Origin of the sequence: Pseudomonas sp. IT-P4 (assembly GCF_949767755.1) — a bacterium.
Classification (GTDB): Bacteria; Pseudomonadota; Gammaproteobacteria; order Pseudomonadales; family Pseudomonadaceae; genus Aquipseudomonas; species Aquipseudomonas monachiensis.
In genome coordinates this window covers 172900-197605 of the sequence record NZ_CATKPX010000034.1, presented here as the reverse complement: position 1 = coordinate 197605, position 24706 = coordinate 172900, and the positions used below count along the sequence as shown (strand labels likewise).

At 58.9% G+C, this 24706-nt stretch carries 24 protein-coding genes, 2 tRNA genes and 1 pseudogene; 24 read left to right on the top strand and 3 right to left on the bottom strand.

Translation table 11 applies throughout. The features are described 5' to 3' along the window. Positions 1–51: 51 nt before the first annotated feature. The 6 genes from ACM6IT_RS14280 to ACM6IT_RS14255 all read left to right on the top strand — a co-directional run bounded on the left by ACM6IT_RS14280 (position 52) and on the right by ACM6IT_RS14255 (position 6795). Positions 52–456 carry an acetyl-CoA sensor PanZ family protein gene (locus ACM6IT_RS14280; RefSeq protein WP_414918221.1) on the top strand — a complete coding sequence of 135 codons (405 nt, stop codon included), beginning with the start codon at positions 52–54 and terminating at the stop codon, positions 454–456. Positions 457–534: 78 nt separating this feature from the next. Next, complete coding sequence (locus ACM6IT_RS14275; RefSeq protein WP_409078516.1) at positions 535–2766, top strand: AsmA family protein; 2232 nt, start codon at positions 535–537, stop codon at positions 2764–2766. Then, on the top strand, positions 2763–3830 hold the full coding sequence (gene mutY, locus ACM6IT_RS14270; RefSeq protein WP_414918220.1) for an A/G-specific adenine glycosylase: 1068 nt from the start codon (positions 2763–2765) through the stop codon (positions 3828–3830). The genes ACM6IT_RS14275 and mutY overlap by 4 nt, the downstream gene beginning before the upstream one ends. Beyond that, the gene (locus tag ACM6IT_RS14265; protein WP_007989188.1) at positions 3827–4099 is read left to right on the top strand and encodes an oxidative damage protection protein; all 273 of its coding nucleotides are present in this window, start codon (positions 3827–3829) and stop codon (positions 4097–4099) included. Before mutY ends, ACM6IT_RS14265 begins: the two co-directional genes overlap by 4 nt. A gap of 103 nt (positions 4100–4202) precedes the next feature. Beyond that, positions 4203–4278: transfer RNA gene (locus tag ACM6IT_RS14260), tRNA-Phe, on the top strand. A gap of 354 nt (positions 4279–4632) precedes the next feature. Continuing rightward, complete coding sequence (locus ACM6IT_RS14255; protein ID WP_414918219.1) at positions 4633–6795, top strand: calcium-binding protein; 2163 nt, start codon at positions 4633–4635, stop codon at positions 6793–6795. 56 nt (positions 6796–6851) lie between these two features. Here the strand turns inward: ACM6IT_RS14255 and ACM6IT_RS14250 are convergent. Continuing rightward, positions 6852–7013: pseudogene (locus tag ACM6IT_RS14250) on the bottom strand (carboxypeptidase regulatory-like domain-containing protein); the annotation flags it as partial. 144 nt (positions 7014–7157) lie between these two features. Between ACM6IT_RS14250 and ACM6IT_RS14245 the strand changes: the two are divergent. Together ACM6IT_RS14245 and ACM6IT_RS14240 are read left to right on the top strand one after the other, a co-directional pair. After that, the gene (locus ACM6IT_RS14245) at positions 7158–8237 is read left to right on the top strand and encodes a hypothetical protein (protein ID WP_414918218.1); all 1080 of its coding nucleotides are present in this window, start codon (positions 7158–7160) and stop codon (positions 8235–8237) included. Positions 8238–8278: 41 nt separating this feature from the next. After that, a complete protein-coding gene (locus ACM6IT_RS14240) occupies positions 8279–9070 on the top strand; it encodes a TSUP family transporter (RefSeq protein WP_409079115.1) in 792 nt (263 codons plus the stop codon). Between the two features lie 123 nt (positions 9071–9193). On the opposite strand, the gene ACM6IT_RS14235 is transcribed toward ACM6IT_RS14240, so the two are convergent. Further along, entirely contained in the window at positions 9194–9643 is a 450-nt protein-coding gene (locus ACM6IT_RS14235; protein WP_414914149.1) for a carboxypeptidase regulatory-like domain-containing protein, read from the bottom strand. Between the two features lie 253 nt (positions 9644–9896). On the opposite strand from ACM6IT_RS14235, the gene ACM6IT_RS14230 reads away from it, so the two are divergent. From ACM6IT_RS14230 to vapC, 6 genes are all read left to right on the top strand, one after another. Then, entirely contained in the window at positions 9897–10646 is a 750-nt protein-coding gene (locus ACM6IT_RS14230) for a DUF1016 N-terminal domain-containing protein (protein ID WP_414918217.1), read from the top strand. A gap of 68 nt (positions 10647–10714) precedes the next feature. Then, complete coding sequence (locus ACM6IT_RS14225; RefSeq protein ID WP_414918216.1) at positions 10715–11689, top strand: alpha/beta fold hydrolase; 975 nt, start codon at positions 10715–10717, stop codon at positions 11687–11689. Positions 11690–11797: 108 nt separating this feature from the next. Next, entirely contained in the window at positions 11798–12214 is a 417-nt protein-coding gene (locus tag ACM6IT_RS14220; RefSeq protein WP_414918215.1) for a hypothetical protein, read from the top strand. A gap of 7 nt (positions 12215–12221) precedes the next feature. Next, the gene (locus ACM6IT_RS14215) at positions 12222–12671 is read left to right on the top strand and encodes a hypothetical protein (protein ID WP_414914146.1); all 450 of its coding nucleotides are present in this window, start codon (positions 12222–12224) and stop codon (positions 12669–12671) included. A gap of 167 nt (positions 12672–12838) precedes the next feature. After that, positions 12839–13069: a type II toxin-antitoxin system VapB family antitoxin gene (gene vapB, locus ACM6IT_RS14210; RefSeq protein ID WP_056725827.1), complete on the top strand. Its 231-nt coding sequence runs from the start codon at positions 12839–12841 to the stop codon at positions 13067–13069. Further along, the gene (gene vapC / locus ACM6IT_RS14205) at positions 13069–13476 is read left to right on the top strand and encodes a type II toxin-antitoxin system tRNA(fMet)-specific endonuclease VapC (protein WP_056725829.1); all 408 of its coding nucleotides are present in this window, start codon (positions 13069–13071) and stop codon (positions 13474–13476) included. Before vapB ends, vapC begins: the two co-directional genes overlap by 1 nt. Before the next feature lie 77 nt (positions 13477–13553). On the opposite strand, the gene gabP is transcribed toward vapC, so the two are convergent. Then, entirely contained in the window at positions 13554–14945 is a 1392-nt protein-coding gene (gene gabP, locus ACM6IT_RS14200) for a GABA permease (RefSeq protein WP_414918214.1), read from the bottom strand. A 564-nt stretch (positions 14946–15509) separates the two neighbouring features. Here gabP and ACM6IT_RS14195 point away from each other — a divergent pair. The 10 genes from ACM6IT_RS14195 (at position 15510) to ACM6IT_RS14150 (ending at position 24682) form a co-directional block, all read left to right on the top strand. After that, positions 15510–16283 (top strand): ABC transporter ATP-binding protein, encoded by a 774-nt coding sequence (locus tag ACM6IT_RS14195; RefSeq protein ID WP_007972784.1) that lies wholly within the window; start codon positions 15510–15512, stop codon positions 16281–16283. A 13-nt stretch (positions 16284–16296) separates the two neighbouring features. After that, a complete protein-coding gene (locus ACM6IT_RS14190) occupies positions 16297–17046 on the top strand; it encodes an ABC transporter substrate-binding protein (RefSeq protein WP_015093061.1) in 750 nt (249 codons plus the stop codon). A gap of 72 nt (positions 17047–17118) precedes the next feature. After that, positions 17119–17814, top strand: a complete 696-nt coding sequence (locus ACM6IT_RS14185) for an ABC transporter permease (RefSeq protein ID WP_056725834.1) — start codon at positions 17119–17121, stop codon at positions 17812–17814. Further along, positions 17811–18500, top strand: a complete 690-nt coding sequence (locus ACM6IT_RS14180; protein WP_056725836.1) for an ABC transporter permease — start codon at positions 17811–17813, stop codon at positions 18498–18500. The genes ACM6IT_RS14185 and ACM6IT_RS14180 overlap by 4 nt, the downstream gene beginning before the upstream one ends. Further along, on the top strand, positions 18481–19710 hold the full coding sequence (locus ACM6IT_RS14175) for a methyltransferase (RefSeq protein ID WP_414918213.1): 1230 nt from the start codon (positions 18481–18483) through the stop codon (positions 19708–19710). Before ACM6IT_RS14180 ends, ACM6IT_RS14175 begins: the two co-directional genes overlap by 20 nt. Positions 19711–20053: 343 nt before the next feature. Continuing rightward, entirely contained in the window at positions 20054–20878 is an 825-nt protein-coding gene (locus tag ACM6IT_RS14170; RefSeq protein WP_414918212.1) for an FkbM family methyltransferase, read from the top strand. A 78-nt stretch (positions 20879–20956) separates the two neighbouring features. Beyond that, positions 20957–21032, top strand: a tRNA-Thr gene (locus tag ACM6IT_RS14165). 164 nt (positions 21033–21196) lie between these two features. After that, positions 21197–22525 carry a tyrosine-type recombinase/integrase gene (locus tag ACM6IT_RS14160; RefSeq protein ID WP_414918211.1) on the top strand — a complete coding sequence of 443 codons (1329 nt, stop codon included), beginning with the start codon at positions 21197–21199 and terminating at the stop codon, positions 22523–22525. Between the two features lie 904 nt (positions 22526–23429). Continuing rightward, complete coding sequence (locus tag ACM6IT_RS14155) at positions 23430–24410, top strand: integrase domain-containing protein (RefSeq protein ID WP_115947422.1); 981 nt, start codon at positions 23430–23432, stop codon at positions 24408–24410. Then, on the top strand, positions 24407–24682 hold the full coding sequence (locus ACM6IT_RS14150; protein WP_414918210.1) for a hypothetical protein: 276 nt from the start codon (positions 24407–24409) through the stop codon (positions 24680–24682). Before ACM6IT_RS14155 ends, ACM6IT_RS14150 begins: the two co-directional genes overlap by 4 nt. Positions 24683–24706 lie beyond the last annotated feature (24 nt).

The following is a 24706-nucleotide window of genomic DNA, read 5'->3' as shown; positions in this document are numbered from 1 at the left end:
CTTTTGTACGTCATCTGATCTCTATCGCTTCATGACCTCACAGGAATCCCCATGCCGATCATTGTCGAGCCGCTGAACCAAGCCACTGCCCAGGATCGGCAGGATCTGCAGAAGATCTACAGCGACGCCCCGGACTGGCTGTTCCCCCCGTTTACCGGGGCCTCGCAGTTGATCGAAGACTGTCTGCGCGACGGCACACTGATCGCCGGACGCTTCAATGATCGCCTGCTGGGCGCGGCCCGCTTGCAAAGGCACCAAGACGCCTGGCACTTGTCCCTAATATGTGTGCGAAAGATTACCCGTCACCGTGGTGTTGCCGAGCGACTGGTCGCCGAAGCCCGGAAAATGGCCGCGCAATCGGGCATGCCCCTGCGCCTGCTGGCGCCCGCCGGGCATCTGGAGGCTCAGGCGCTGGCCGCCAAGCTGAAACTTCCGCTGGATATATTGCCGGCGTGAACACTGACCGGTCGCCTGTTCGGGGGCGCTATACTCCTCGGCTAAATTTTGAATTCGATTAATTACAAGGACTCGCCCATGAAAGCGTTCGGCAAAATCCTGGGTCTGGTACTTCTCGGGCTGTTGCTGATCATTGTGGCGCTGGGCTTTGCCCTGACCCACCTCTTCGATCCCAACGACTACAAAGACGAGATCCGCCAGATTGCCCGCGACAAGGCCCACATCGAGCTGACGCTCAATGGCGATATCGGCTGGAGCCTGTTCCCGTGGCTGGGCCTGGAGCTGCACGACGCCAGTGTGGCGACCCTGGTCAAGCCGGCCGAGCCGTTTGCCGACTTGCAGATGCTCGGCCTATCGGTGCGCGTACTGCCGCTGCTGCGCCGTGAAGTGCAGATGAGCGACGTGCGCGTCGAGGGCCTGAACCTGCGCCTGAACCGCGACAAGGACGGCCACGGCAATTGGGAAGACGTCGGCAAGGTGCCGGCAGCGGCCAACACCGACACGACCGGTACTGCGCCCGCAGCGAGTGAACCTGCACCCGAAGCCAGCGTCGCGGCCGAAAAACCGCCGCAGCCGATCCGCCTGGACATCGACAGCCTGACCGTGAACAACGCTCGGGTCGAATACAGCGACGAAAAAACCGGCAAGAGTTTCAGCGCCGAAAGCATCCAGTTGAGCACCGGCGCGGTTCACGACTCCGTCAACATTCCGCTCAAGCTCACGGCCTTCCTGTCAGCCAACCAGCCGGCACTGCGAGTGCGTACCGAGCTCAATGGTGAGGTGCGCATCGCACGTGCACTGCAGCGCTATCAGCTCGAAGACATGAAGTTGTCCGGTGAAGTGACCGGCGACCCGTTGCAAGGCAAGACCATGACGTTCTCCGCCCAGGGGCAGTTGGTGCTGGACAAGGCCGCCAATGTCGCCGAGTGGACAGGCATCAAGATCTCCGCCAACCAATTGCGGGCACTGGGTGAACTGAAGGTCAACGACCTCGACAAGACCCCACAGGTCAGCGGCGGCATCTCGATTGCCCAGTTCGACCTGGCGAAATTCGTCGAAAGCATCGGCCAGAAACTCCCGGCCATGGCCGAAGGCAGCCTGAGCAAGGTCGAACTGGTCAGCCGTCTGGCAGCAACACCCACCAGCCTGGCGCTCGACGACCTCAACCTGAAAGTCGACGACAGCACCTTCAGCGGCCGCATCGCCGTCGAAGACTTCGCCAGGCAATCGCTGCGCGCAGTACTCAAGGCCGACACCTTCAACGTCGACCGTTACCTGCCGCCAAAATCCGCCGAGGCCAATAGCGCGACACAAGTGCGCCAGGCCGAAGTCGCCAGCACCGAAGCCGATGCCATGGCCGGCGCCGGCAGCACTCCGTTGCCACCCGCACCGACCAAGGACGCCTGGAGCAGCGAGCGCCTGCTGCCTGTGGAACGCTTGAGCAAGCTCGATGTGGACGCCGACCTGAACTTCGGCCAGTTGACCCTGCAAAAACTGCCGATCCATAACGCAGCACTCAAGGCCACCGGCCAGGGCGGCCTGCTGACACTGGCCAACCTGCGCGGCGACCTGTACGAGGGCAACTTCGAAACCACCGGCACGCTCGATGTACGCCAGCCAGTGCCGGCGCTGAACCTGCAGACGAAGATCAGCCGGGTACCGGCAGAAAAAATCCTCGAAAGCCAGGGCAAGAACCCGCCGGTCAAAGGCCTGGTCACGCTCAACAGCAGCCTGACCGGCAGCGGCAACAGCCAGAAAGCGTTGATCGAAACCCTCAACGGCAACGCCAGTTTCGTCATCAACAATGGCGTGCTGCTCAACGCCAACCTTGAGCAACAGCTGTGCAAAGGCATCGCCACGCTCAACCGCAAAACCCTCAACGGCGAACCCCGGGGCAAGGACACACCCTTCCAGGAACTCAAAGGCAACCTGACCTTGCGTAACGGCGTGGCCAGCAATCCGGACCTGAAAGTGCGTATCCCGGGAATGACCGTCAACGGTGACGGCGACATCGACCTGCGAGTGCTGGGCATGGACTACCGCGTCGGCATCATCGTCGAAGGCGATACCAGCGCCATGCCGGACCCGGCCTGCCAGGTCGGCGACAAGTTTGTCGGCATCGAGTGGCCACTGCGCTGCCGCGGCCCGCTGGAACTGGGCGCCAAGGCTTGCCGCCTGGATAATGACCGCATGGGCCAGGTCGCGACCAAACTGGCTGGCGACAGGATCAGCGAAAAAATCGACGAGAAATGGGGCGACAAGGTCGACCCGAAACTGAAAGACGCGCTCAAGGGGCTGTTCAAGCAATGAGAGCCGAACAGTTTTCAACGGCGGTGCTGGACTGGTTCGATCGCCACGGCCGTCACGATTTACCCTGGCAACAAGGCATCAACCCGTATCGGGTGTGGGTTTCGGAAATCATGTTGCAGCAGACCCAGGTCAGCACCGTGCTGAACTACTTCGACCGCTTCATGGCCTCATTGCCTACGGTCGAAGCCCTGGCAGCGGCGCCGGAAGACGAAGTGCTGCACCTGTGGACGGGCCTGGGTTACTACACCCGCGCGCGCAATTTGCAGAAGACCGCGAAGATCGTCGTCGAGCAATACGGCGGCGAATTCCCCCGGGACGTGGAAAAACTCACTGACTTGCCGGGGATCGGCCTGTCCACCGCAGGCGCCATTGCCAGCATCAGCATGGGCCTGCGCGCGCCGATCCTCGACGGCAACGTCAAACGGGTGCTGGCGCGCTTTACCGCGCAGGAGGGCTACCCAGGCGAGCCAAAGGTCGCCAAACAGCTCTGGGCCAACGCTGAGCGCTTTACGCCGCACGATCGGGTCAACGCCTACACCCAGGCGATGATGGACCTGGGCGCCACGCTCTGCACCCGCAGCAAACCGAGCTGCCTGCTGTGCCCGCTGGAAAAGGGCTGCGAGGCGCACATGCTCGGCCTGGAAACCCGCTACCCGATTCCCAAGCCGCGCAAGGCGATTCCGCAGAAACGCACATTGATGCCGATGCTTGCCAACGACGAAGGCGCGATCCTGCTTTACCGTCGCCCGTCCACGGGCCTGTGGGGCGGTTTGTGGAGCCTGCCGGAGCTCGACGACCTCGACGACCTGCCGCACCTTGCATCACAGCACTCGCTGGAACTGGGCGCCCAACAGGCATTGCCGAACCTGGTGCACACCTTCAGCCATTTTCAGTTATCCATCGAACCCTGGCTGGTTCAGGTCCAGGAGGCCGGCCATCACGTGGCCGAGGCTGACTGGCTCTGGTATAACCTCGCCACCCCGCCGCGCCTGGGCCTTGCCGCCCCGGTCAAAACCTTGCTCGAACGCGCGGCCGCCGTATTGAACGCAGGAGATTCGTCATGACCCGCACCATCATGTGCCGCAAGTACAAAGAAGAATTGCCAGGCCTGGAGCGCGCTCCCTTCCCGGGCGCCAAAGGCCAGGACATTTTTGACCACGTCTCGCAAAAGGCCTGGGCCGACTGGCAGAAGCACCAGACCCTGCTGATCAACGAAAAACGCCTGAACATGATGAACGCCGAAGATCGCAAATATCTTCAAGGCGAAATGGACAAGTACTTCTCCGGCGAGGATTACGCCAAGGCCGAAGGCTACGTGCCGCCGTCGGAATAACCCCGATTTATCGGGGGTCGGAACGTAAGCGACGGTAATAATTAAATTTTTTTTGAAAACTTGCTTGACGACCCCCTGAAAAACCCGTTTAATGCGCCCCGTTGCCCAGATAGCTCAGTCGGTAGAGCAGGGGATTGAAAATCCCCGTGTCGGCGGTTCGATTCCGTCTCTGGGCACCAAAATACCGAAAAACCCCAAGCGAAGATGATTCCTTGGGGTTTTTTATTGCCTGCGATTTAACGGCCGCCGGACCAGGTCCCTCACACTTTCCCCTTGACCCGTCATTCCAGCCATTCTCACTCCCGCCTCTCAAAAGCAGATAGCTTTCGAAATACTTGAAGCTATCGCCGAGAACTCACCCAAGCCGCATCCACTGACGCAGGCTCAGTTGCCGGGTTCAAAACACAGCTGACAGGGGCAAACAGCCTGGAGCTACCGATTTGATCGTCTGACTGATGGCAGTTTGACGCCATCGTTTTGCCCTGTAGACTGCCAGGCACTTCCGCTTTCTCTTTGCATAAAAGGAATTTGCAATGCCAACCCTGGGCGAAATTCGCGTCAACCCTACGACTGGCTATCACTCCGAGCCCTCCCTCACGGCTCTGAAAGATGGTGGATACATCGTGGCGTGGAGCGATCAGGGAACAGGCTCCACCGATTACATCTACACCCAGCGCTATAACGCCAGTGGCGTGAAGACAGGCGGGCCCGCCCTCGTCAACAGCGTTACGAACAGCGCACAGGAAGATCCCACCATTACCGCACTGGCCAACGGTGGCTACGTGGTCGCCTGGCAATCGGACAGCTTTGACGATATGTCGGACATCGCCGCCCAGGTCTACAACGCCAATGGCGCCAAGGTTGGAAGCGAGTTCATCGTCAACACAAACAGAAACGGCATCCAGGACAGTGCGCAGATCACCGCGCTAAAAGATGGCGGTTTTGTGGTGTCCTGGGCTTCGTACGGCCAGGACGGCAGCGGTTGGGGCGGTTACCTGCAGCGCTATAACGCCAGCGGCGCAAAGACTGGTGCAGAAACACGCGTCTCTACCACCACTCAGTACGACCAGGATGGCCCTACGGTCACCGGTCTTGCCGATGGCGGCATGATGGTGGTTTGGGAGGGTAACGGAACAGGCGATACATCCGGTATTTTCGGTCAGCGGTTCAAGGCCGACGGCAGCAAATCGGGTGGAGAAATTCGCATCAACACCAGGGTTGCCGACGATCAGACAGACCCCATGATCAAGGTTCTGAGTAACGGTAACTATGTCGTCACCTGGCAATCAGCTCCCGACGATGGCGATGGCGACGACGAAACCGATGCCCCTGGCGACGTCTACGCGCAGCTTTTCAATGCCGCCGGCGTAAAAGTGGGCGCAGAAACCCGGGTAAACACCACCACCGCAGGCAATCAGGAAGAGCCTGATGTCACCGCCATGACGGGGGGCGGTTATCTGGTGACTTGGGCAGGCCAGGGCACCGGTGATGTAAATGGCATCTTCGCCCAACTCTTCAATGCCAGCGGCGTCAAGGTTGGGAGCGAAACCCGCATCAATACCACCACTACCGGCAATCAAATGTTCACCCAGGTGACTACATTGGCCGATGGCGGTTATGTGATTGCCTGGGAGTCCTCTGTGGTCAATGGGCAAGTTGACGTTTATACCCAGCGTTTTGACGCGAACGGCAACAAGGTTTCCAGCCTGACAGGCGATACCTTGGCCAACACCCTGACCTGGACCGGCGCCGGCAGCGTGATCATCGACGGCGGCGCGGGCAACGACACGCTTACAGGTGGCCGCGCCAACGATCATCTAAACGGCGGCGCCGGCAATGACTCGCTCAACGGCGCTGCCGGTGCCGACCGCCTGATCGGCGGCGACGGCTCCGACCTCTACTACGTCGACAACGCCAGCGATATCGTCAGCGAAAGCAATGCCACGGCCAGTACCGGCGGCACCGACAGAGTGTATAGCTACCTCGGCGCCTACACCCTGGGTGACAACGTCGAGAACCTGCGCCTGCTGTCGACCGGCGCTGCCAACGGCACCGGTAACAGCCTCAACAACGTCATCGACGCAGGTGCCGGCAACAACATCCTCAATGGCGGCGCCGGTATCGATACCGCGTCCTATGCCTACGCCACCGCGGCGGTCACGGCCAACCTGGCGCTGACCACCGCACAAGCCACCGGTGGTTCCGGTTCAGACACCCTGTTGAACTTCGAAAACCTCACGGGCAGCAACTACAACGACAAGCTGACGGGCAACGCAGCCGCCAACACCCTCATCGGCGGTGCCGGCAACGACACGCTCACCGGTGGCGCCGGCAACGACCTGCTGATCGGCGGCACGGGCATGGACAAGCTGTATGGTGGCACCGGGGCCGACAAGTTCGACTTCAACGCCTTGAGTGAAATGGGCCTGGGCGCCGCCCTGCGCGATGTCATTGGCGACTTCAAGACCAGCGAAGGCGACAAGATCGACCTGTCGACCCTGGACGCCAACCTGGCGACGGTGGCCAACGATGCGTTCAGCTTCATCGGCTCCAGCGCCTTCAGCAGCAATGCCGCAGGGCAGTTGCGGTTCGCCGGCGGCATTCTCTACGGCAGCACCGACGCCGACACGGCAGCGGAGTTCGAAATTCAGTTGGTGGGGGTGAGCAACTTGCAAACTACCGACCTGATTGCCTGATAGAGGGTCGTCTCTGACACTAAAGTACCAAGAAACCCTGAATCGCAGGATTCAGGGTTTTTTATGCCCGCGGGAAAGTGAATGTGCAGGTTATAGCCGGTGGTCTGCTGGATGACCTTGGACTCATCCTCGCCGATACCGCCCGACAGGTAGGTGATGCCGTTTTGTTCCTGGCTTTGCACCTGCACCCCCTGGCTGTCGATGGGCTCAAGGCTGGCCATTCCTGGTTGCCCCCCCGGCCTGTCAGAACGCTCCGCCTGCTTTAACGGAAATGGATGACATACGACGATTAACAGTTTGTGCAGAATTAAAGGAGGAGCTGCCGCATAACCGGCAGCAGATACACAGCAGGGATGTAGAAAATGACTGACGCCGCTCAACCAGACGTCGAAACCGCAGAGCTTTTTACCGAACAAGAAATCGGAACTTTCAGCTTTGATATTCCGCAGTCAACGTTGCTTCACACATTCGCCGAAGAACTGGCCGCCATCGGTGGGCCACAGGCACCGGGAGCCAAGTCCAAAGCCGCTTTGGCGGCTATTGAATTGAAGTTCTCGTTCTCGAAAGACCAATGCGAACTGTTGAGTGCCTATTCCGATGGCCTTGTTTCCGTATTGATCTTTGATGGGTTGCAAAAAATCTCAGACGCCAGCCCTCCAGATGAATTACCAGATCAGACTTCCCTGGAAAACCGAAGCGACGTCCTTTGCCTGGCCGCCCGCAATCAGATCCTGTTGAAACTGGTAGATAACAGGGCCTTTGCCTACGACATGGACAATGACGGAAAACTGGTTCGACTGGTGGCCAACTTCAAGGGCGGCGGACTGACCAGAATCCCTGCAGAGCCGGACATCAAAGAATTGAGCTCCCACTCCGGCCTGGCGCTAGGCCCACACACAGAGGCGCCCTACTGGTGCGCCATAAACGCGAAAGACGGACACTCACCCTCGCCGTCGTCGCTGATACTCTCAGCTTTGTGGAACCCGAGCCTGGAACCGATACGAGTCATTCCACTGCCTCCCATACTCGAAAAAATCGGCATAACCAACTGCCTCGCGCTGACTACGGGGAGCTTTCAGTTCACCCGCAGTGACTCCTTTGTCAGAGGCAAGGGAGAGGATGGTCACAATGTTTCAATTCTGGAATTCGATGACAACGTCGGGTTCGCGGCCCGTTTCAACTCATACCGATTTTCGGTTAACGGCAATGCCTCACGTTTCGTCAAAACGGCCTATGCCGCCCTATGCCAGGGTGTGCGCGAAGCAACGCCAATCGAATACACGCTGACGCAAGAGTCCGCCTTGCTCATCAATAACGTCCGGGCGCTGCACGGACGGGACATCATCCAAGACAACAGACGGGTGCTAGTTCGCATTTTTGGCCTGTCGAAATTTTCGTCTCCTATCGTTATTTCAGAAGACCCGCTGAGGCTGCAGGGCTGACTTTTGGATGACTTGCCAGTAACTGTAAAAGAGGAATCGGAATGTCTTGGGATGTAATTAGCCTATTAGCGCTCGTCGCATTTTGCGCCGGCTTTTTTGATGCAATAGCAGGTGGCGGAGGATTAATAACCTTGCCTGCACTGTTTCTGGCTGGGGTGGATCCCATCAGTGCGATTGCCACGAACAAGTTCCAGGCCGCTTCGGCAACCGTTTCGGCAACGGTAACCTTTGCTCGCAAAGGAATGATCGAGTGGCGCGAAGGCCGCTTCCTGGTTGTCTGCGGATTTATTGGCGGCGCCAGTGGAGCCTTGCTGGTCAGCTCTATTGATAAGCGCTACCTGGAAGTTTGCGTACCTATCATGCTGATTCTGGTAGCCATCTATTTTGCGCTTTCTCCAAAGCTGGCCAATGAAGATCGACGCAAGAGAATTGGCATTCTGCTTTTTTCGTTTAGCGTTGCGCCGATTCTGGGCTTCTACGACGGTATATTTGGCCCCGGTGTAGGCTCTTTCTTTATCGTCGGATTCGTACTGCTCTGCGGCCTGGGCATGATGCGGGCCATGAGCTTTACCAAACTTGCCAACGCCTCATGTAATCTCGGTTCCCTGTCGGTCTTTATCACCAAAGGTGTGATTATCTGGCCGGTAGCCATAGCCATGGCTTTGGCGGCCTTCGTCGGTGCTCAATTGGGTGCACGGGCCGCTGTCCGGGTCGGACCACGGTTGATCAAACCTATGTTGATCGTGGTCTGCTGCGCGTTGGCCATCAAACTGCTGAGCGTAGAAACCAACCCTTTACGCGTTGCACTCATCCAGACATTGGCGTCGTTATGATCATCACGTCGAAAATGATCGGCGCCCCAGACGGGTCTGTACGCCGTTCATGACACCACATACAAGAAACCCTGAATTACAGGATCCAGGGTCTGATTGCGCTTCTTGATTTACAGCCTCTCGCTAACTCGCATCATTCCAGTGGAAAACCAGGTTACGGGCTGCACCACTGCCAACATCGGCAACCTCCTGCCGTGTTTCGCCGTTATGCGTCGCAATGACCGTGTATTTGCCGGCCGGCAGTTTCACGTAGACCAGCGGGCCGGCGCCATTGAGCGTCAACACGGTCTGCCCCGGGGCTTTCTGAATAACCACATTCACGTCTGGAGTGTATTCATTTCCCGTCCCGACAGAGAATGTCATGTGCAGGTTATAGCCGGTGGTCTGCTGGATGGCCTTGGACTCATCCTCGCCGATACCGCCCGACAGGTAGGTGATGCCGTTTTGTTCCTGGCTTTGCACCTGCACCCCCTGGCTGTCGATGGGCTCAAGGCTGGCGGCAGGTGTCATCGCTGGATACATCAGCATGCCTACAGCGGTGAGGGGCAACAGGAGTGTATGGAGGTATTTCATGATGACGACTCCCGGGTTCTGCAGAACCCAATCGTTACACTCTTTGGATTTCCAGCCGGAGGGAGGGGTTTAGATTGATTTGGCCTGAGTACGAAACGTACTACGCCATTTGCTCCTCAACCCTCGCTTGCCATCAGACCCGTCCTGCCGGACAACCCGGTATTTCCTGTCTGTTTTTCAGTAATCCCCGGCATCTTCGAAAGGTGCACACTTGTCATTCTCTTTCGCTGTTCAACCTGCTGCGGAAGACCTCATGACAACCCCCACCCCCAACGACACTCACGACCCACATCTGGCATCACTGCTTGGCAACCTTGGTAAATTGATCCATCAGGCACGTCAGAAAGTGCTTCGGGCGGTCGATACCGTGCAAGTGCAAACCTGCTGGCAGATTGGCCGGCACATTGTTGAGTTCGAACAGAACGGCGCGCGACGGGCCAGGTATGGCAAAGAGTTACTATCGACCTTGGCCAAAGTGCTAACTGCGGAGTTCGGAAAGGGATTTGACGCGTCCAACCTTCGGTATATGCGTCTGTTCTATCAAGCCTTTCCAATTCGTGACGCACTGCGTCACGAATTGAGCTGGACCCACTACCGCCACCTGCTTCGGGTCGACAACGACAGCGCTCGTCTCTGGTACATGAACGAATCAGCCACCCAAAACTGGTCAAGCCGAGCGCTGGAGCGCCAGATCAATACGCTGTACTACGAACGCCTGCTGGCGAGTCGCGATCGCGGCAGCGTCAAGCAGGAGGCCGCCACCCACATTCAAAACATGAAGGCCAGCCCTCGGGATTTCATCCGTGATCCGGTGGTACTGGAGTTTCTTGGTTTACCCAATGCCGGCAAGCTTCAGGAAAGCGAGATCGAACAAGCGCTGATCGAACAATTGCTGGCCAGCAAGTACAAGCTTGTCCTGCCGAGTGAAGAGGAACTGCGTGATGCACTGGATCGGGAGCGAGCAGCACTTGAAGAGCGCTTGACCAATCAACAACCGCGTTGAATCGAACGGATTGTCCATCAACGGCATCAAGACTATCGTTGGCAGCTACCCGCAAAGGACTGACGCCGATGAATTTGCAGGACACGCCTCCACTGGCCCCCACGCGCATCGGGCTGCCGCGGCCGGATACCATCCCTGGCAAGCCGTTCAAGGAAACCGCCGCGGACGGCTTCATCCTCGGTGGCTTCACCTGGCGACACGCCTCTCAAGACGCCGCTCGTCCGGTAGTGATCATCAATGCCGCCACGTCAGTCCGTTGCCGGCATTACTCACGTTTTGCCGACTACCTGTTCGCCCACGGCTTCGATGTCATCACCTATGACTACCGCGGCATCGGCGAGTCGCGCCCGGCATCGCTCAAGGGGCTTCAAGCCTCGTGGACCGATTGGGGAGCGCTGGATTTCGAAGCGATGCTCAAGCGCGCACAGCGTGAGTTCCCGGGGCAGCCTGTCGATGTGGTCGGCCACAGCTTTGGCGGCTGTGCAGCGGGCCTGGGGGCGTCCGGGCACCTGATCCGCCGCCTGGTGACGGTCGGTGCGCAATTCGCCTACTGGCGCGACTATGCGCCGGCCCATCGCTGGCGCATGTTCGGCAAGTGGCATGTGCTGATGCCACTGGTGACGATGATCTACGGCTACTTTCCGGGCAAACGCCTTGGCTGGCTGGAAGACACGCCTGCTGGCGTGGTCCGTGACTGGAGTCTCTCCACTGCCCGTTACGAGAAACGCGCCAGCGGCCGCACAATCAGCAAAACCACCGGGCAGTTGCCCTTTGCCAACGTCACCGCGCAAACCCTGGCCATCAGCATCAGCGACGATCCCTACGGCACGGTCCCTGCCATCGAGCGCCTGCTTGGCTACTTCACCGGCAGCTCAAACTCTCACCTGCGCATCCATCCCGAAGACATCGGCGAAGAAGAAGTCGGACATTTCGCCTTTTTTCGTAGCGCATACCAAGCCACACTATGGCCCATTGCATTGGCCTGGCTGCAAAACGGCGAACTGGCCCCCGATACCCCCGGGCGGCGAGTGCCACGCAGTTAGGGGGCGTTCTCAATTAGTTTTCACGCCGCGCCGGGTCTGCTGACGGGAAAACTAATTGAGAACGCCCCCTAGGCCCTTTGCCCCCTCAACGAATACGGAACGACGCCCATGGCCTCCGCCAACAAGCAGCAAAAACGCGCCTCCCGCGCCAAGGCCAAGGCCAAGCAGAACCGCACCCAGCGGGCTGCCGCGCCGGTGGAACTGGACCCGAACGACGATCGCATCGACTTCGAATCGGTGGACCTGACCGACATGTTCAAAGAGATGATCGACGCACAAAAGATCAGCCAGCAGGCCATGTGCGCGGCCTTTCTGGAACATCCGCTTATCGCACTGGTACTGGAACAGGAAGGCGAGGAAACAGCGACAGACTTTATCCTCGCTGCTCTGATCGAATATCGCCAATGGTCGGCCGAAACCGACGAAGCCGGCGCCCTGGCGTGGATCGAATCACCGGCCTTTCAGGCCGACTACGTGGCGGCGTCCGACGCCATTGCCGCGCAAACCCAACAGAAACCGAGCTGAGTTCCCCATGGCCTCCCTGAACAAGCAACAAAAACGCGCCAAGCGCGCAAAAGCCAAAGCCAAGCAGATCCGCATGGTCGGCAGAAAATCCATCGTGGATCAGGACCTGCCCGAGTTCGGCGAGCCCATCCCGCAATACACCCTGGCGATGTTCAGCAAAATGCGCGACGCGGAAGCCGTCAGTCGTAGCGAAATGCTCTCGGTGCTGCTGACGAACCTGGCCTTTATCATCATCGACCATCCAGAACTGCTGGACATGGAAAACGCCGACGACGAAGGCATGGCCGCCACCCACCTGGCCGCCGACATGCTGATCGACTACCGCATGTGGGCCGACGGCATGGACCGCGACGCCGCCCAGGCATGGCTGAGCGAGCCACAGTTCATCGCCGATTTCGGCGCTGCGCTGGATGTCTACCGCGAGTCGCTGGAAGCGCCGGAAGAAAAAGCCGAGTAAGGGTTACACCCAAACAAAAAAGGCCGCTTGTTATCACTGACAGCGGCCTTTTTTGGCTCTGATCGAGCGCATTCCTTCCGTCAGGCACCACGTATATCCCATTGACATATCCAACACAAAACCTATCCTTTGGGCTCATCGCACCAGCAAAAGCGCAGGAGGTCCAAATGGAACAGACAACCCTTTTCATGAGCAATCGAAGCCAGGCCGTTCGCCTGCCGAAAGCTGTAGCCATGCCAAGCGACGTGAAACGAGTCGACGTCGTCGCCGTCGGTCGAAGCCGAATCATCACGCCCGCCGGTGAAACCTGGGACAGTTGGTTCGATGGCGAAAGCATCACGGCAGACTTCATGACCGATCGCGAGCAACCCGCCGATCAGGAGCGTGAGTCGTTCTGATGATCAAGTACATGCTCGATACCAACATCTGCATCTTCACCATCAAGAACAAACCACAGGTGGTACGGGAGGCGTTCAACCGTCATCACGGCCAACTGTGCATCAGTGCGGTTACGCTGATGGAGCTGATCTACGGCGCGGAAAAATCAGCAGCGCCCGAAAAAAACCTGGCGGTCATCGAGGGCTTCGCCGCCCGACTTGAAGTCCTGCCCTTCGACAACGAAGCAGCAGCACACACCGGAATGATTCGATCCGAGCTGGCAAAGGCAGGCAAACCCATAGACCCGTACGACCAGATGATCGCGGGGCACGCACGCTCACGCGGGTTTATCGTGGTCACCAACAACCTGCGGGAGTTTGAGCGAGTTCCAGGATTACGCGTAGAAGACTGGGCTCATGTCGACTGAACACAGAACAATCGACAGAAACAAAAACGGCCGCTCGTCATCACTGACAGCGGCCGTTTTGCATTACACGGTATGGATCAGCTCAGCACCACCGCGCCACGCTGTTCCAGCTTGCGACGGCGAGCCACCAGCAAGCCGGCCGCTACCACCAGGGCACTGAGCAAGCCGGTCGCAAGAATTTCCACGCGATGGGCATCCTGGAACAGCATGATGGTCAGGGCCGCGACGATGAAGACGATCACCGCGTAGGTCAGGCCCGGGAACAACCACATGCTGAAGGCGATTTTCTCGCCGCGCGCGATACGCTGCTTACGCATGCGCAGTTGCGAAATCGCAATCACCAGGTACACCAGCAGTGCGATGGCACCGGAGCTGGCCAGCAGGAATTCGAACACCGCAGCCGGAGCCACGTAGTTGGCGAATGTTGCCAGGAACGCGGCACCGGTGGACAGCATCACCGCCCAGTAAGGCGTGCCACTTTTGTTGGTGCGCGTGGACATCGCCGGCGCATCGCCGCGCTTGCCCAGGGAAAACATCATGCGCGACGACGTGTAGAGCGCCGAGTTCAGGCAGCTGGTCACGGCAACCAGTACCACAATATCGACGATCATCTTGGCGTTCGGGATGCCCATGCGTTCAAGCACAGTCTGGTAAGAACCAACGCTGGCCAGGATCGGGTCGTTCCATGGCACCAGGGCCACAACGATGAAGATCGACACGAGGTAGAACAAGCCGATCCGCCAGATCACCGAGTTGGTGGCCTTGGAGATTTGCTTGCCCGGATCTTTCGATTCGGCGGCCGCGATGGTCACGATCTCGGTGCCCATGAAGGAGAACATGGTGGTCAGGATCGCACCCAACACTGCGCCCATGCCGTTTGGCAGGAAGCCCTGGGTGTCGAACAGGTGCGAAACACCGCTGACCTGGCTGCCCGGCAGGAAGCCGAAGATCGCCATGAGGCCCAGAACAATGAAACCAATGATGGCCAGCACTTTGATCAGGGCGAACCAGAACTCGAACTCACCGTAGTTCTTCACGCTGAACAGGTTAGTCACGGTCAGCAGCATCGTGATGACCAGGGCGAAGGCCCAGATGTCCACGCCAGGGAACCAGGCATGCAGGATGGTCGCAGCGGCGTTGGCTTCCAGCGGAATTACCAGCACCCAGAACCACCAGTAGAGCCAGCCGATGGTGAAACCGGCCCAGTGACCGATCGCACGGTCGGCGTAAGTCGAAAACGAACCGGTGTCCGGCGAGGCAACGGCCATTTCGCCGAGCATGCGCATCACCAGCACCACCAACATGCCGGCGGCGGCGTAAGCCAACAGAACAGCCGGACCTGCAGCGGCGATGGCGTGACCCGAGCCAACGAACAAGCCGGCGCCGATAACACCGGCAATCGACAGCATGGTCACGTGGCGCGGTTTGAGCCCCTGTTCGAGGCCACTAGAGCTTTGGGTACTGCTCATTAAAACTACCTTTGTAAGGAGAAGCGAATGCGTGCATCCCGTTCGGCGAACCTTCTCGTAAAAAGAAGCCAACAGGGCGTTCTGGATTCTGCACGCAATAATTGCGCCAAAATATTTCAAAACCCTCTAACCCGGCGATCTCACCCCGACCGGACAGTCATCGCAACCCATTGAATTCAATGGCACTTTGCCAGAACGTTACCCTGCCACCCACTTTGTGGGGTGAATCAGCGCACCGGAAACACACCTGAAAATGGCTCCGCGCACATTAAAAGTGCACAAGCGGTGCATTTGGCCGGATAGCGCTTCCAACACCCTGCCAAAGCTGGCAACATCGCGCCTTTTTTTGCGGCAGCCACCGCGCTTTTTATCGACAGGCAAGGTTCAAACGGCTGTTCGGTTGTTGATGGGGCGACAGTCTGCTGCGCCGATGCGACAACCTGCCACGCACCAGCCGTTTACCGTCCGTAGCGCTGTTGGCTGCCATTGAAACGCTATGCTAGGTTGGCCGCCTCGCCAGGAAGGCCGCCAACAGCAGGAGCGCAACATATATGAGGAACGCACATGGCTGAGGCCACGCCCGCGCTTGAAATCCGCAACTTGCACAAACGCTATGGTTCGCTGGAGGTGCTCAAAGGCATCTCGCTGACCGCCCGCGACGGCGACGTGATCTCGATCCTGGGTTCCTCCGGCTCCGGCAAGTCCACGTTCCTGCGGTGCATCAACCTGCTGGAAAATCCGCACCAGGGCCAGATCCTGGTCGCCGGCGAAGAACTCAAGCTCAAGGCCGCGAAGAACGGTGAACTGGTGGCCGCCGACGGCAAGCAGATCAATCGCCTGCGCAGCGAAATCGGTTTTGTGTTTCAAAACTTTAATCTGTGGCCGCACATGAGCGTGCTCGACAACATCATCGAAGCCCCGCGCCGCGTACTCGGCCAGAGCAAGGCCGAAGCCATCGAAGTGGCCGAAGCCCTGCTGGCCAAGGTCGGTATCGCCGACAAGCGCCACGCGTACCCGGCGCAATTGTCCGGCGGCCAGCAACAACGGGCGGCCATCGCCCGCACCCTGGCCATGCAGCCCAAGGTCATCCTGTTCGACGAGCCGACCTCGGCGCTTGACCCGGAAATGGTCCAGGAAGTACTTAATGTCATCCGCGCGCTGGCCGAAGAAGGCCGCACCATGCTGCTCGTAACCCACGAAATGGGCTTCGCCCGTCAGGTCTCCAGCGAAGTGGTGTTCCTCCACCAGGGCCTGGTGGAAGAGCAAGGATCGCCACAGCAGGTGTTCGAAAACCCGCTTTCGGCGCGCTGCAAACAATTCATGTCCAGCAACCGCTAACGGAGCTACCCACATGCAGAACTACAAAAAGGTCTTCCTGGCTGCCGCCGTCACCCTGGCGTTCAGCGCCGGTGCCATGGCCGAAACCCTGAAGATGGGCATCGAAGCGGCTTACCCGCCGTTCAACAATAAAGATGCCAGTGGCAATGTCGTCGGCTTCGACAAAGAGATCGGCGACGCCCTGTGCGCCAAGATGAAAGTCGAGTGCACCGTCGTGACCTCCGACTGGGACGGCATCATCCCGGCCCTGAACGCCAAGAAGTTCGACTTCCTGATCTCCTCGATGTCGATCACCGACGAGCGCAAGCAAGCGGTGGACTTCACCGACCCGTACTACTCCAACAAGCTGCAGTTCATCGCCAAGAAAGACATCGACTTCAAAACCGACAAGGCGGCGCTCAAAGGCAAGATCATCGGCGCCCAGCGCGCGACCCTGGCCGGCACCTTCCTGGAAGACAACTATGGTGACGACATCACCATCAAGCTCTACGACACCCAGGAAAACGCCTACCTCGACCTGACTTCCGGCCGCCTGGACGGCATCCTGGCCGACAAGTACGTCAACTACGAATGGCTGAAAAGCGACGCTGGCCGTAGCTACGAGTTCAAGGGCGACCCGGTGGAAGAAAGCGACAAGATCGGTATTGCCGTGCGCAAGAAGGACCCGATCCGCGAGAAGCTGAACACCGCGCTCAAAGAAATCGTCGCTGACGGCACCTACAAGAAGATCAACGACAAGTACTTCCCGTTCAGCATCTATTGATACTGACCTGCCTGACCGGCGCCTGATGGCGCCGGTTCTCGGCCTTGCCTGCCGCGATTTGAAAAGAAATCCATGATTATCGACCTCTACGGATTCGGCCCGGCGCTCGCCGCTGGCGCGCTGATGACTGTGAAACTGGCACTCTCGGCCCTGTGCCTGGGGCTGGTACTCGGTCTGCTCGGCGCCTTGGCCAAGACTTCCCCGTACAAGCCGCTGCAATGGCTTGGCGGTACTTACTCGACCCTGGTTCGCGGCATCCCGGAATTGCTCTGGGTGCTGTTGATCTACTTCGGCACGGTCAACCTGATGCGTGCCTTGGGCGAGTTCTTCGGCAACCCCGACCTTGAACTCAACGCCTTCGCCGCCGGCGTGATTGCGCTGGGCCTGTGCTTCGGCGCCTACGCCACGGAAGTGTTTCGCGGTGCGATCCTTGCCATTCCCAAAGGCCATCGTGAAGCCGGCGTGGCCCTGGGCCTGTCGAAGTGGCGCATCTTCACCAAGCTGATCATGCCGCAGATGTGGCGCATCGCCCTGCCCGGCCTGGGCAATCTGTTCATGATCCTGATGAAGGACACCGCGCTGGTGTCGGTGATCGGCCTGGAAGAAATCATGCGTCACGCACAAATCGGCGTGACTGTCTCCAAACAGCCGTTCACCTTCTATATGGTGGCTGCGTTCATGTACCTGAGCCTGACGGTGCTGGCGATGACCGGCATGCACTTGCTGGAAAAACGTGCCGCTCGCGGCTTCGCGAGGAGCACCCAATGAACTGGGAAGTCATCATCAAGTGGCTGCCGAAACTGGCCCAAGGCGCAACCCTGACCCTCGAACTGGTGGCCATCGCCGTGATCGCCGGTTTGCTGCTGGCCATCCCACTGGGCATCGCCCGCTCGTCGCGCCTGTGGTGGGTGCGGGCATTTCCCTACGGCTACATTTTCTTTTTCCGTGGCACGCCGTTGCTGGTCCAGCTGTTCCTGGTCTACTACGGCCTGGCGCAGTTCGACGCGGTCCGTAACAGTTCGATGTGGCCGTACCTGCGCGATCCGTTCTGGTGCGCCACGGCGACCATGACCCTGCATACCGCGGCCTACATTGCGGAAATCCTGCGGGGCGCCATCCAGGCGATTCCACCGGGCGAGATCGAAGCGGCACGAGCGCTGGGCATGTCCAGGCCCAAGGCACTGTTCTACATCATCCTGCCGCGCGCCGCGCGCATCGGCCTGCCGGCCTACAGCAACGAAGTAATCCTGATGCTCAAGGCCAGCGCCCTGGCCAGCACCGTGACCCTGCTGGAACTGACCGGCATGGCCCGCACCATCATTGCCCGGACCTACCTGCCGGTGGAGATCTTCTTCGCCGCGGGCATGTTCTACCTGGTAATGGCTTACGTGCTGGTGCGTGGCTTCAAGCTGCTGGAGCGCTGGTTGCGCGTCGATGCCTGCCAAGGGCGTTGATACCGGCGTGTTGACGGGCGAGGCCCTGCTCGCCCGTTTCACCGCGCTGGATGCTTTTCTGACAGAGCATCAGGCACTGTGGAAACCTCGGCCGTTCACTCATCTACAGCTGCCTTGGGAAGCGTCCTACCCGGAGCTGGCCGCATGGCTACGCGAGCGAACGCTGGAAGACGCGGAAAACGCTCACAACCAACCCGCCCTCCTGAATGCACCCGAACCCTTTGCTTTCTTGGCAACAATGTCCGTTGCCTTGAGTGCCGTGGATGAATTGCCCGCGCGCATGCTCGAAGCGGCCGGCCATCGATTGAACGTCGATGTACCGGGGCGCAAATGGCAGCAGATCGAAGCCTTCGCCAGTCGCTTGCAGTTTTCCGAGGCACCGCAGCATTGGCTGGACTGGTGCTCAGGCAAGGGGCATCTGGGCCGCCGCCTGCTGCAACCGGGGCAACAACTGACGTGCCTGGAATACGACCCGGCATTGGTCACCAGCGGCCAGGCACTCAGCCAGCGCCATCACCTGCATGCGCTGCATATCGAACAGGATGTGCTCGCGGCAGACGCCGCTTGTCTACTGCGTGCGTATCACACGCCCGTCGCGCTTCACGCCTGTGGTGATTTGCATGTGCGGTTGATTCAACTCGCCAGCGCCACAGGCTGCAAACAGCTCGCCATTGCACCGTGCTGCTACAACCGAATCAGTCTTGCCCAATACTCGCCGATTTCCTCGGCCGCCAATGGCTCCGGCCTACAGCTTTCCCTCGACGACCTCGCGCTGCCCATGAGCGAAACCGTTACCGCCGGTACCCGCGTGCGACGTCAACGCGACACCTCCATGGCCCGGCGCCTGGGCTTCGACTTGCTGCAACGGCAACTGCGCGGCCTGGACGAGTACCTGCCAACCCCTTCCCTGCCCAGCACCTGGCTGGACAAACCCTTCGCCGATTACTGTCATCACCTGGCCGCACTCAAAGAGTTATCCACAATCGGCCCGCAAAATTGGCCAGCCCTCGAAGCCGCCGGTTGGCAACGACTGGCCGAAGTGCGCAACCTTGAACTACTGCGCGGACTTTTCCGACGCCCGCTGGAGCTTTGGCTGGTCCTTGATCGGGCACTTTTCCTCGCCGAGCGGGGCTACAGCGTCCGCGTCGGCACCTTCTGCGAAACCCCGCTCACGCCGCGTAATTTCCTGCTCCTGGCCGAACGCGCCTAAACGCATCCGACCTGTGGATAACTCTGTTGATGGAATTATCGTGGATCCAATATCCATGCAGGTTTCAGAGCTAAATCCACACTGTTCATTTTTTGTACACCCGAATAAAAAATCGAAAAAACAGGTATTTGCGGACAAATGAGAACAGATCCACAAATTCGGCCTAAACCCGGTGCGCTGCCAATCGCATTGTGCATAAGCATTTAATAAAAACGACATAAACGCCTAATCCCGGACCGTAGACAGGGGAAATTGCACCCTTTCATTACTCTTGATATACACACACGCAAGGGCGCCGGCAGCGCGGCCACAAACAAGAACATTCCTCCGACAGGATGCGCCAGTGACGTTCATTTCCTACGCACAGAATTTCGAAGACATACGCCTGTGGCGCGCCCTCAAAACCGTTGAGAACGGCTTCTACATCGACGTCGGGGCAAACCACCCCACCCATGACTCAGTCACCAAGGCGTTCTATGACCATGGCTGGACCGGCATCAACGTCGAACCGATGCCCAACTACTACGAAGCCCTGTGCCAGCAACGTCCCAAAGACACCAACCTGCAATGCGCGGCCGGGGAAAGCGCTGACGACCTGACCTTCTACGGCATCGCCGGCACCGGCCTCTCGACCCTCGATCCGGCGATGGCGAAATTGCACAAAGACGCCGGCATGGACGTGCGCAGCCAAACGATCAAGTCCCGCACCCTGAGCTCCATCTGCGAAGAACACGCCCGGGACCGCGATATCCATTTCCTGAAAATCGACGTCGAAGGCCACGAAGAAACCGTCCTGCGCGGCATGGACTTCAGCCAATGGCGGCCATGGGTGATCCTCATCGAAACCCCCTGGACCCGCGACCAGACCTGGGAAACCCTGGTCACCGACGCCGGCTACCACTCCATCCTGTTCGACGGCATCAACACCTACTACCTCGCCGAAGAACACCTGAACCTCAAACCCGCCTTCGACATCCCGCCTTGCAACCTGGACGAGTTCCAGTTCTGCAAAGGCCACAACTTCAGCCACCCTGTCAGCGACGCCGAACACCAACTCGCCGCCGCCCTGCAACGCGCCGAACAGGCCGAAGCACAGCTGCGCGCGATGCAAAACAGTCGAGCCTGGCAAGCCATCCAGAAACTCAAGAAAACCCTGCTGCGCACCTGACCTGAAGCTCGAGCAAAAATAGTCAGAATTCAGGGGTTTACAGAAGCCAGCCAATCGCTATAATCGTCGCCCTGACACGCCGGTATAGCTCAGATGGTAGAGCAACTGACTTGTAATCAGTAGGTCCCGGGTTCGATTCCTGGTGCCGGCACCACATTAGGCTCCACTGCATTCCACCGAATGCTCTGGAAGCCCCGAAAACCCGCCATTTGGCGGGTTTTTTCGTTCCAGGACCCTCCGTCGGGATCCAACAAAATCCCCCTTCCCCGAGGGTATGTTAGGGGTACTGCGATTTCCCGGTCAGGAGCGCGTACCCCTATGCCACGTCTAGCGATCCCTCTCAGCGACCTGCAATGCCGCACGGCCAAAACCCGCGAGCGCGCCTACAAGCTGTTCGACGGTGGCGGCATGTACCTTTTCGTCAAACCCAACGGCGTGAAGACCTGGCGCTTGAAGTACACCAAGCCCAACGGCAAGGAAGGTACGCTCATCATCGGCAATTACCCCATAGTTACCCTTTCAGTCGCACGGCGTAAGCGAGACGAAGCCAAGGCATTGCTGCTCGACAACCTCGACCCAATGGAAGAAAAGAAGAAGGCCAAGATTGTAGCCCAGCGGGCGGCACTGCTTTTCGAAACCGTTGCTCTGGAGTGGCACGCCGACATGTCCCGTCGCTGGACCGAAGGACACGCAAAAACCGTGATGAGCCGACTGCGTACCCACGTCTTCCCGCTGATAGGCCAACGACCCATCGCTGAACTCGATACCCATGACTTGCTAGAGATCACCCAGCGCATCAAGGAACGCGGCACCATGGATGTGGCGTTAAGGGTACAGAACTACTTATCCACCATTATGCGCGGGGCCAAAAGGGCTCGGCAGATCACCATGAATCCTGCACTGGATCTGGCAGGCTCGATTCACGCGCCGCGCACAGTCCATCGCCCGGCCCTCTCCCTCAACCGCCTACCCGAGCTGCTACACCGTATCGACAACTACAACGGCCGCGAACTGACGCGCCTTGCCGTGCTGCTGACTCTGCACGTGTTCGTCCGCTCCAGCGAGTTGCGCTTCGCTCGATGGAGTGAGTTCGACCTCCAACGCGCCATGTGGGAAATCCCCGATACGCGCGCACCGATTGAAGGGGTACGCAACTCCACACGCGGGACCAAGATGAACGGCGACATTCAAATGGTTCCGCTATCACCGCAGGTCATCGAAATACTGGAGCGCCTGCGCAGCCTCAGTCGCTTTTCAGAGTTGGTGCTACCGGGCGACCACAAGTACTGGAAGCCCATGTCCGAGAACACGGTGAACACCATGCTCCGCAACGTCGGCTATGACACCAGCAAGGACGTATGCGGTCACGGCTTCAGGACCATGGCCTGTAGCGCCCTGCTGGAGTCCGGGTTATGGACCGACGCTGCCATCGAAAGACAAATGAGTCACAAGGAACGCAACCGCGTGCGCGCCGCTTATATCCACAAGGCCGAATTCCTCGAACAGCGCAGGCTGATCATGGCGTGGTGGAGCAACTACATCGACGCCAACCGCCATGGGCATGTGACGCCCCACGAATTCGCTCACCCGGTCGGCGACAACATTACCGCCCTACAAAATAGCCGTGGCGCATCCAAACGTGGGTAAGCCAATGAGATCACCGCAGTCCGCCCTTCCACGCGGGTCCATCCAGACAGGGCTGCAAAGCCGCCCTGTCTGGATGGACCTCACTTAAAAAATCTAAAGCCCATGCAACTGTCTGTGGAAAACCACCGATTTCCACCGGTGGATAATTTCATCCACAGCCGCAGAATTCCCGAAAACTCGAGCCTTGACCCAAATTATCCACAGGCGTAGAAAAGATCGGGCAAGCGCTGTCGTTGACAGCAACCCAGGTAGCCAGAACCTTTGAGGCTACGCCACACCGTGGTGGTTCTCCCAAAGTGCGATGAGCGTCCGGCGGCTCGCACGGTCACAGCGATGTGATGGATGCCTACTTTTACCAGTGTGCCCACTGCGGCAACTCATACCCCTTTATAGCTGCCCTGCAGCAACCTATCCGCTTGGCCATTTCACTGCGCCAACCTGCGCCCGTCTCTTTCTTCTGGAAAGAGACGGGCGCTCCTACCGCTGCTGCAGCCCAACTCGTACAAGGCTTTGCGGCATTCCCCCTCGTGACAATCGGCGTGACAAACACCGAAGTCACCAGCAACAGCGATGCAGATGATGGTGCCGCAATCCACGGAATGGACTGCACCTGACTGACAGTCAGGCACGCCCCGGTCATCACGTCACTGCCTTCACCCGACTCAGGATCTCGCGGCACCGGTTTCGTCAGCCAGTGCAGCCTCCACCCGCCCACTTCTTTGGAAGTGTCCAGGAGGCCAGATCATGAGATGCCCAAGCTCCCGGTCGTAAGGAGCCGCACGTCCCGCGTTAGTGGACAACCCTCACAGGTCGCAGGGGCCTTGATCCCTGATAACACTCAACATTCTTGGCGGGATGACGTGGGGAAGGTTTTAAAAGTTTTGGCTTCGAGAGGAGTTCGATCATGGCATTGGTCGGTAGACGGGATGGGCGCAATTTTGGCTATGGCCGGCAACTGAGTTATGCCGGGCCACAGGCGCTACGTGATCTGTTTGGCGGCGGGCATTACGGGACGGTCAAAGCACACAGTGATCGTTGGCTGGTGTTTGTACGCTGGTGTCGGTCGGAGGATGGCCCGGGAATTAATGACGCACGGCAGATTGATCGGCAGACCTTGCTGGATTACGCGGAGCATCTGCGTCACCTGGTTGAGCGCAGCGATCTCGCCATCGCCACTGCGCAAAACCGATTGTCCAGCGTCAATCGGACCCTGGCAGCGCTTCGCGGTGATCAGTATGTGAAAGTACCGAGTCCGAGCAAGGCGCTAGGAATGCGGCGCACCAGTGTTCGTCGTTCGGTGCCGCAAGGCCAAGACCGCGAACATGTGAAGAGGGTCGTAGAGGTGCTTTGCGCACACCAGCAGCCGCGTGCCGCGGCCATCGCTCAATTAGCGCGAGCCACCGGCATGCGCTTACGCGAGGCCATTTTGGCCGACCTTCCGCGCTTAAAACGTGAGGCCGAACAATACGGCAAGATCAACATCCAGGATGGCACCAAGGGGGGCCGCTCAGGTGCCTCGGCACCTCGCTGGATCAGGGCGGATGATCATATTCGCGAGGCGCTGAGATTCGCCGAACAGGTCTCACCCGACGGTAGCCGCAACCTACTTGCACCGAACGAAACCTACCTCGATTTCCAACGGGGAATCGTCCGTCCTGCACGGGACATCCTCCATCAGTACAACCTCAAAGGCTTCCACGAATTGCGGGCAGCCTATGCGTGCGAACGCTATGAGCAAATCACCCACCATCCCGCCCCCATCAACGGTGGCCATTGCTATCAACTCGACCGACGTCTCGATCAGGAAGCCCGAGTACAAATCAGCTATGAGCTGGGGCACAACCGTATCGTCGTGGTGGCCGCTTACATTGGTGGTCGCGCATGAGCACGGCATTCGATATGGACCTGTTCCTGACGGGCGTCCTGACCGGGTCGCATACCACGCGCCAACGCCACCTGCGTCAGGCGAGGGCCATCCAAACAGCGATCGCTGAGCGCTGGCAACGCGACAATCCATGGACTTGGCAGAGAAAACACCTTGCGTGGTTTTTGAATCACCACCTAAACCAGCACACTCAATCGACGCGCTATTACTATTTGCTGACCATGCAATTACTCACTCATCGCTTAGGAAAATCCTGGCAGTTCAACCTCTAAACGAAGGTCAGAAAACGGCCAGAA

Coding starts and splice junctions, on each gene's coding strand:
- ACM6IT_RS14180 (WP_056725836.1), top strand. CDS start 17,811: ATGAACTGGGAAGTCATCATCAAGTGGCTGCCGAAACTGGCCCAAGGC.
- ACM6IT_RS14150 (WP_414918210.1), top strand. CDS start 24,407: ATGAGCACGGCATTCGATATGGACCTGTTCCTGACGGGCGTCCTGACC.
- ACM6IT_RS14280 (WP_414918221.1), top strand. CDS start 52: ATGCCGATCATTGTCGAGCCGCTGAACCAAGCCACTGCCCAGGATCGG.
- ACM6IT_RS14175 (WP_414918213.1), top strand. CDS start 18,481: ATGCCTGCCAAGGGCGTTGATACCGGCGTGTTGACGGGCGAGGCCCTG.
- ACM6IT_RS14190 (WP_015093061.1), top strand. CDS start 16,297: ATGCAGAACTACAAAAAGGTCTTCCTGGCTGCCGCCGTCACCCTGGCG.
- ACM6IT_RS14220 (WP_414918215.1), top strand. CDS start 11,798: ATGGCCTCCGCCAACAAGCAGCAAAAACGCGCCTCCCGCGCCAAGGCC.
- ACM6IT_RS14240 (WP_409079115.1), top strand. CDS start 8,279: ATGTCTTGGGATGTAATTAGCCTATTAGCGCTCGTCGCATTTTGCGCC.
- ACM6IT_RS14215 (WP_414914146.1), top strand. CDS start 12,222: ATGGCCTCCCTGAACAAGCAACAAAAACGCGCCAAGCGCGCAAAAGCC.
- ACM6IT_RS14235 (WP_414914149.1), bottom strand. CDS start 9,643: ATGAAATACCTCCATACACTCCTGTTGCCCCTCACCGCTGTAGGCATG.
- ACM6IT_RS14275 (WP_409078516.1), top strand. CDS start 535: ATGAAAGCGTTCGGCAAAATCCTGGGTCTGGTACTTCTCGGGCTGTTG.
- vapC (WP_056725829.1), top strand. CDS start 13,069: ATGATCAAGTACATGCTCGATACCAACATCTGCATCTTCACCATCAAG.
- ACM6IT_RS14245 (WP_414918218.1), top strand. CDS start 7,158: ATGACTGACGCCGCTCAACCAGACGTCGAAACCGCAGAGCTTTTTACC.
- ACM6IT_RS14185 (WP_056725834.1), top strand. CDS start 17,119: ATGATTATCGACCTCTACGGATTCGGCCCGGCGCTCGCCGCTGGCGCG.
- ACM6IT_RS14255 (WP_414918219.1), top strand. CDS start 4,633: ATGCCAACCCTGGGCGAAATTCGCGTCAACCCTACGACTGGCTATCAC.
- ACM6IT_RS14225 (WP_414918216.1), top strand. CDS start 10,715: ATGAATTTGCAGGACACGCCTCCACTGGCCCCCACGCGCATCGGGCTG.
- gabP (WP_414918214.1), bottom strand. CDS start 14,945: ATGAGCAGTACCCAAAGCTCTAGTGGCCTCGAACAGGGGCTCAAACCG.
- ACM6IT_RS14195 (WP_007972784.1), top strand. CDS start 15,510: ATGGCTGAGGCCACGCCCGCGCTTGAAATCCGCAACTTGCACAAACGC.
- mutY (WP_414918220.1), top strand. CDS start 2,763: ATGAGAGCCGAACAGTTTTCAACGGCGGTGCTGGACTGGTTCGATCGC.
- ACM6IT_RS14160 (WP_414918211.1), top strand. CDS start 21,197: ATGCCACGTCTAGCGATCCCTCTCAGCGACCTGCAATGCCGCACGGCC.
- ACM6IT_RS14155 (WP_115947422.1), top strand. CDS start 23,430: ATGGCATTGGTCGGTAGACGGGATGGGCGCAATTTTGGCTATGGCCGG.
- ACM6IT_RS14265 (WP_007989188.1), top strand. CDS start 3,827: ATGACCCGCACCATCATGTGCCGCAAGTACAAAGAAGAATTGCCAGGC.
- ACM6IT_RS14230 (WP_414918217.1), top strand. CDS start 9,897: ATGACAACCCCCACCCCCAACGACACTCACGACCCACATCTGGCATCA.
- vapB (WP_056725827.1), top strand. CDS start 12,839: ATGGAACAGACAACCCTTTTCATGAGCAATCGAAGCCAGGCCGTTCGC.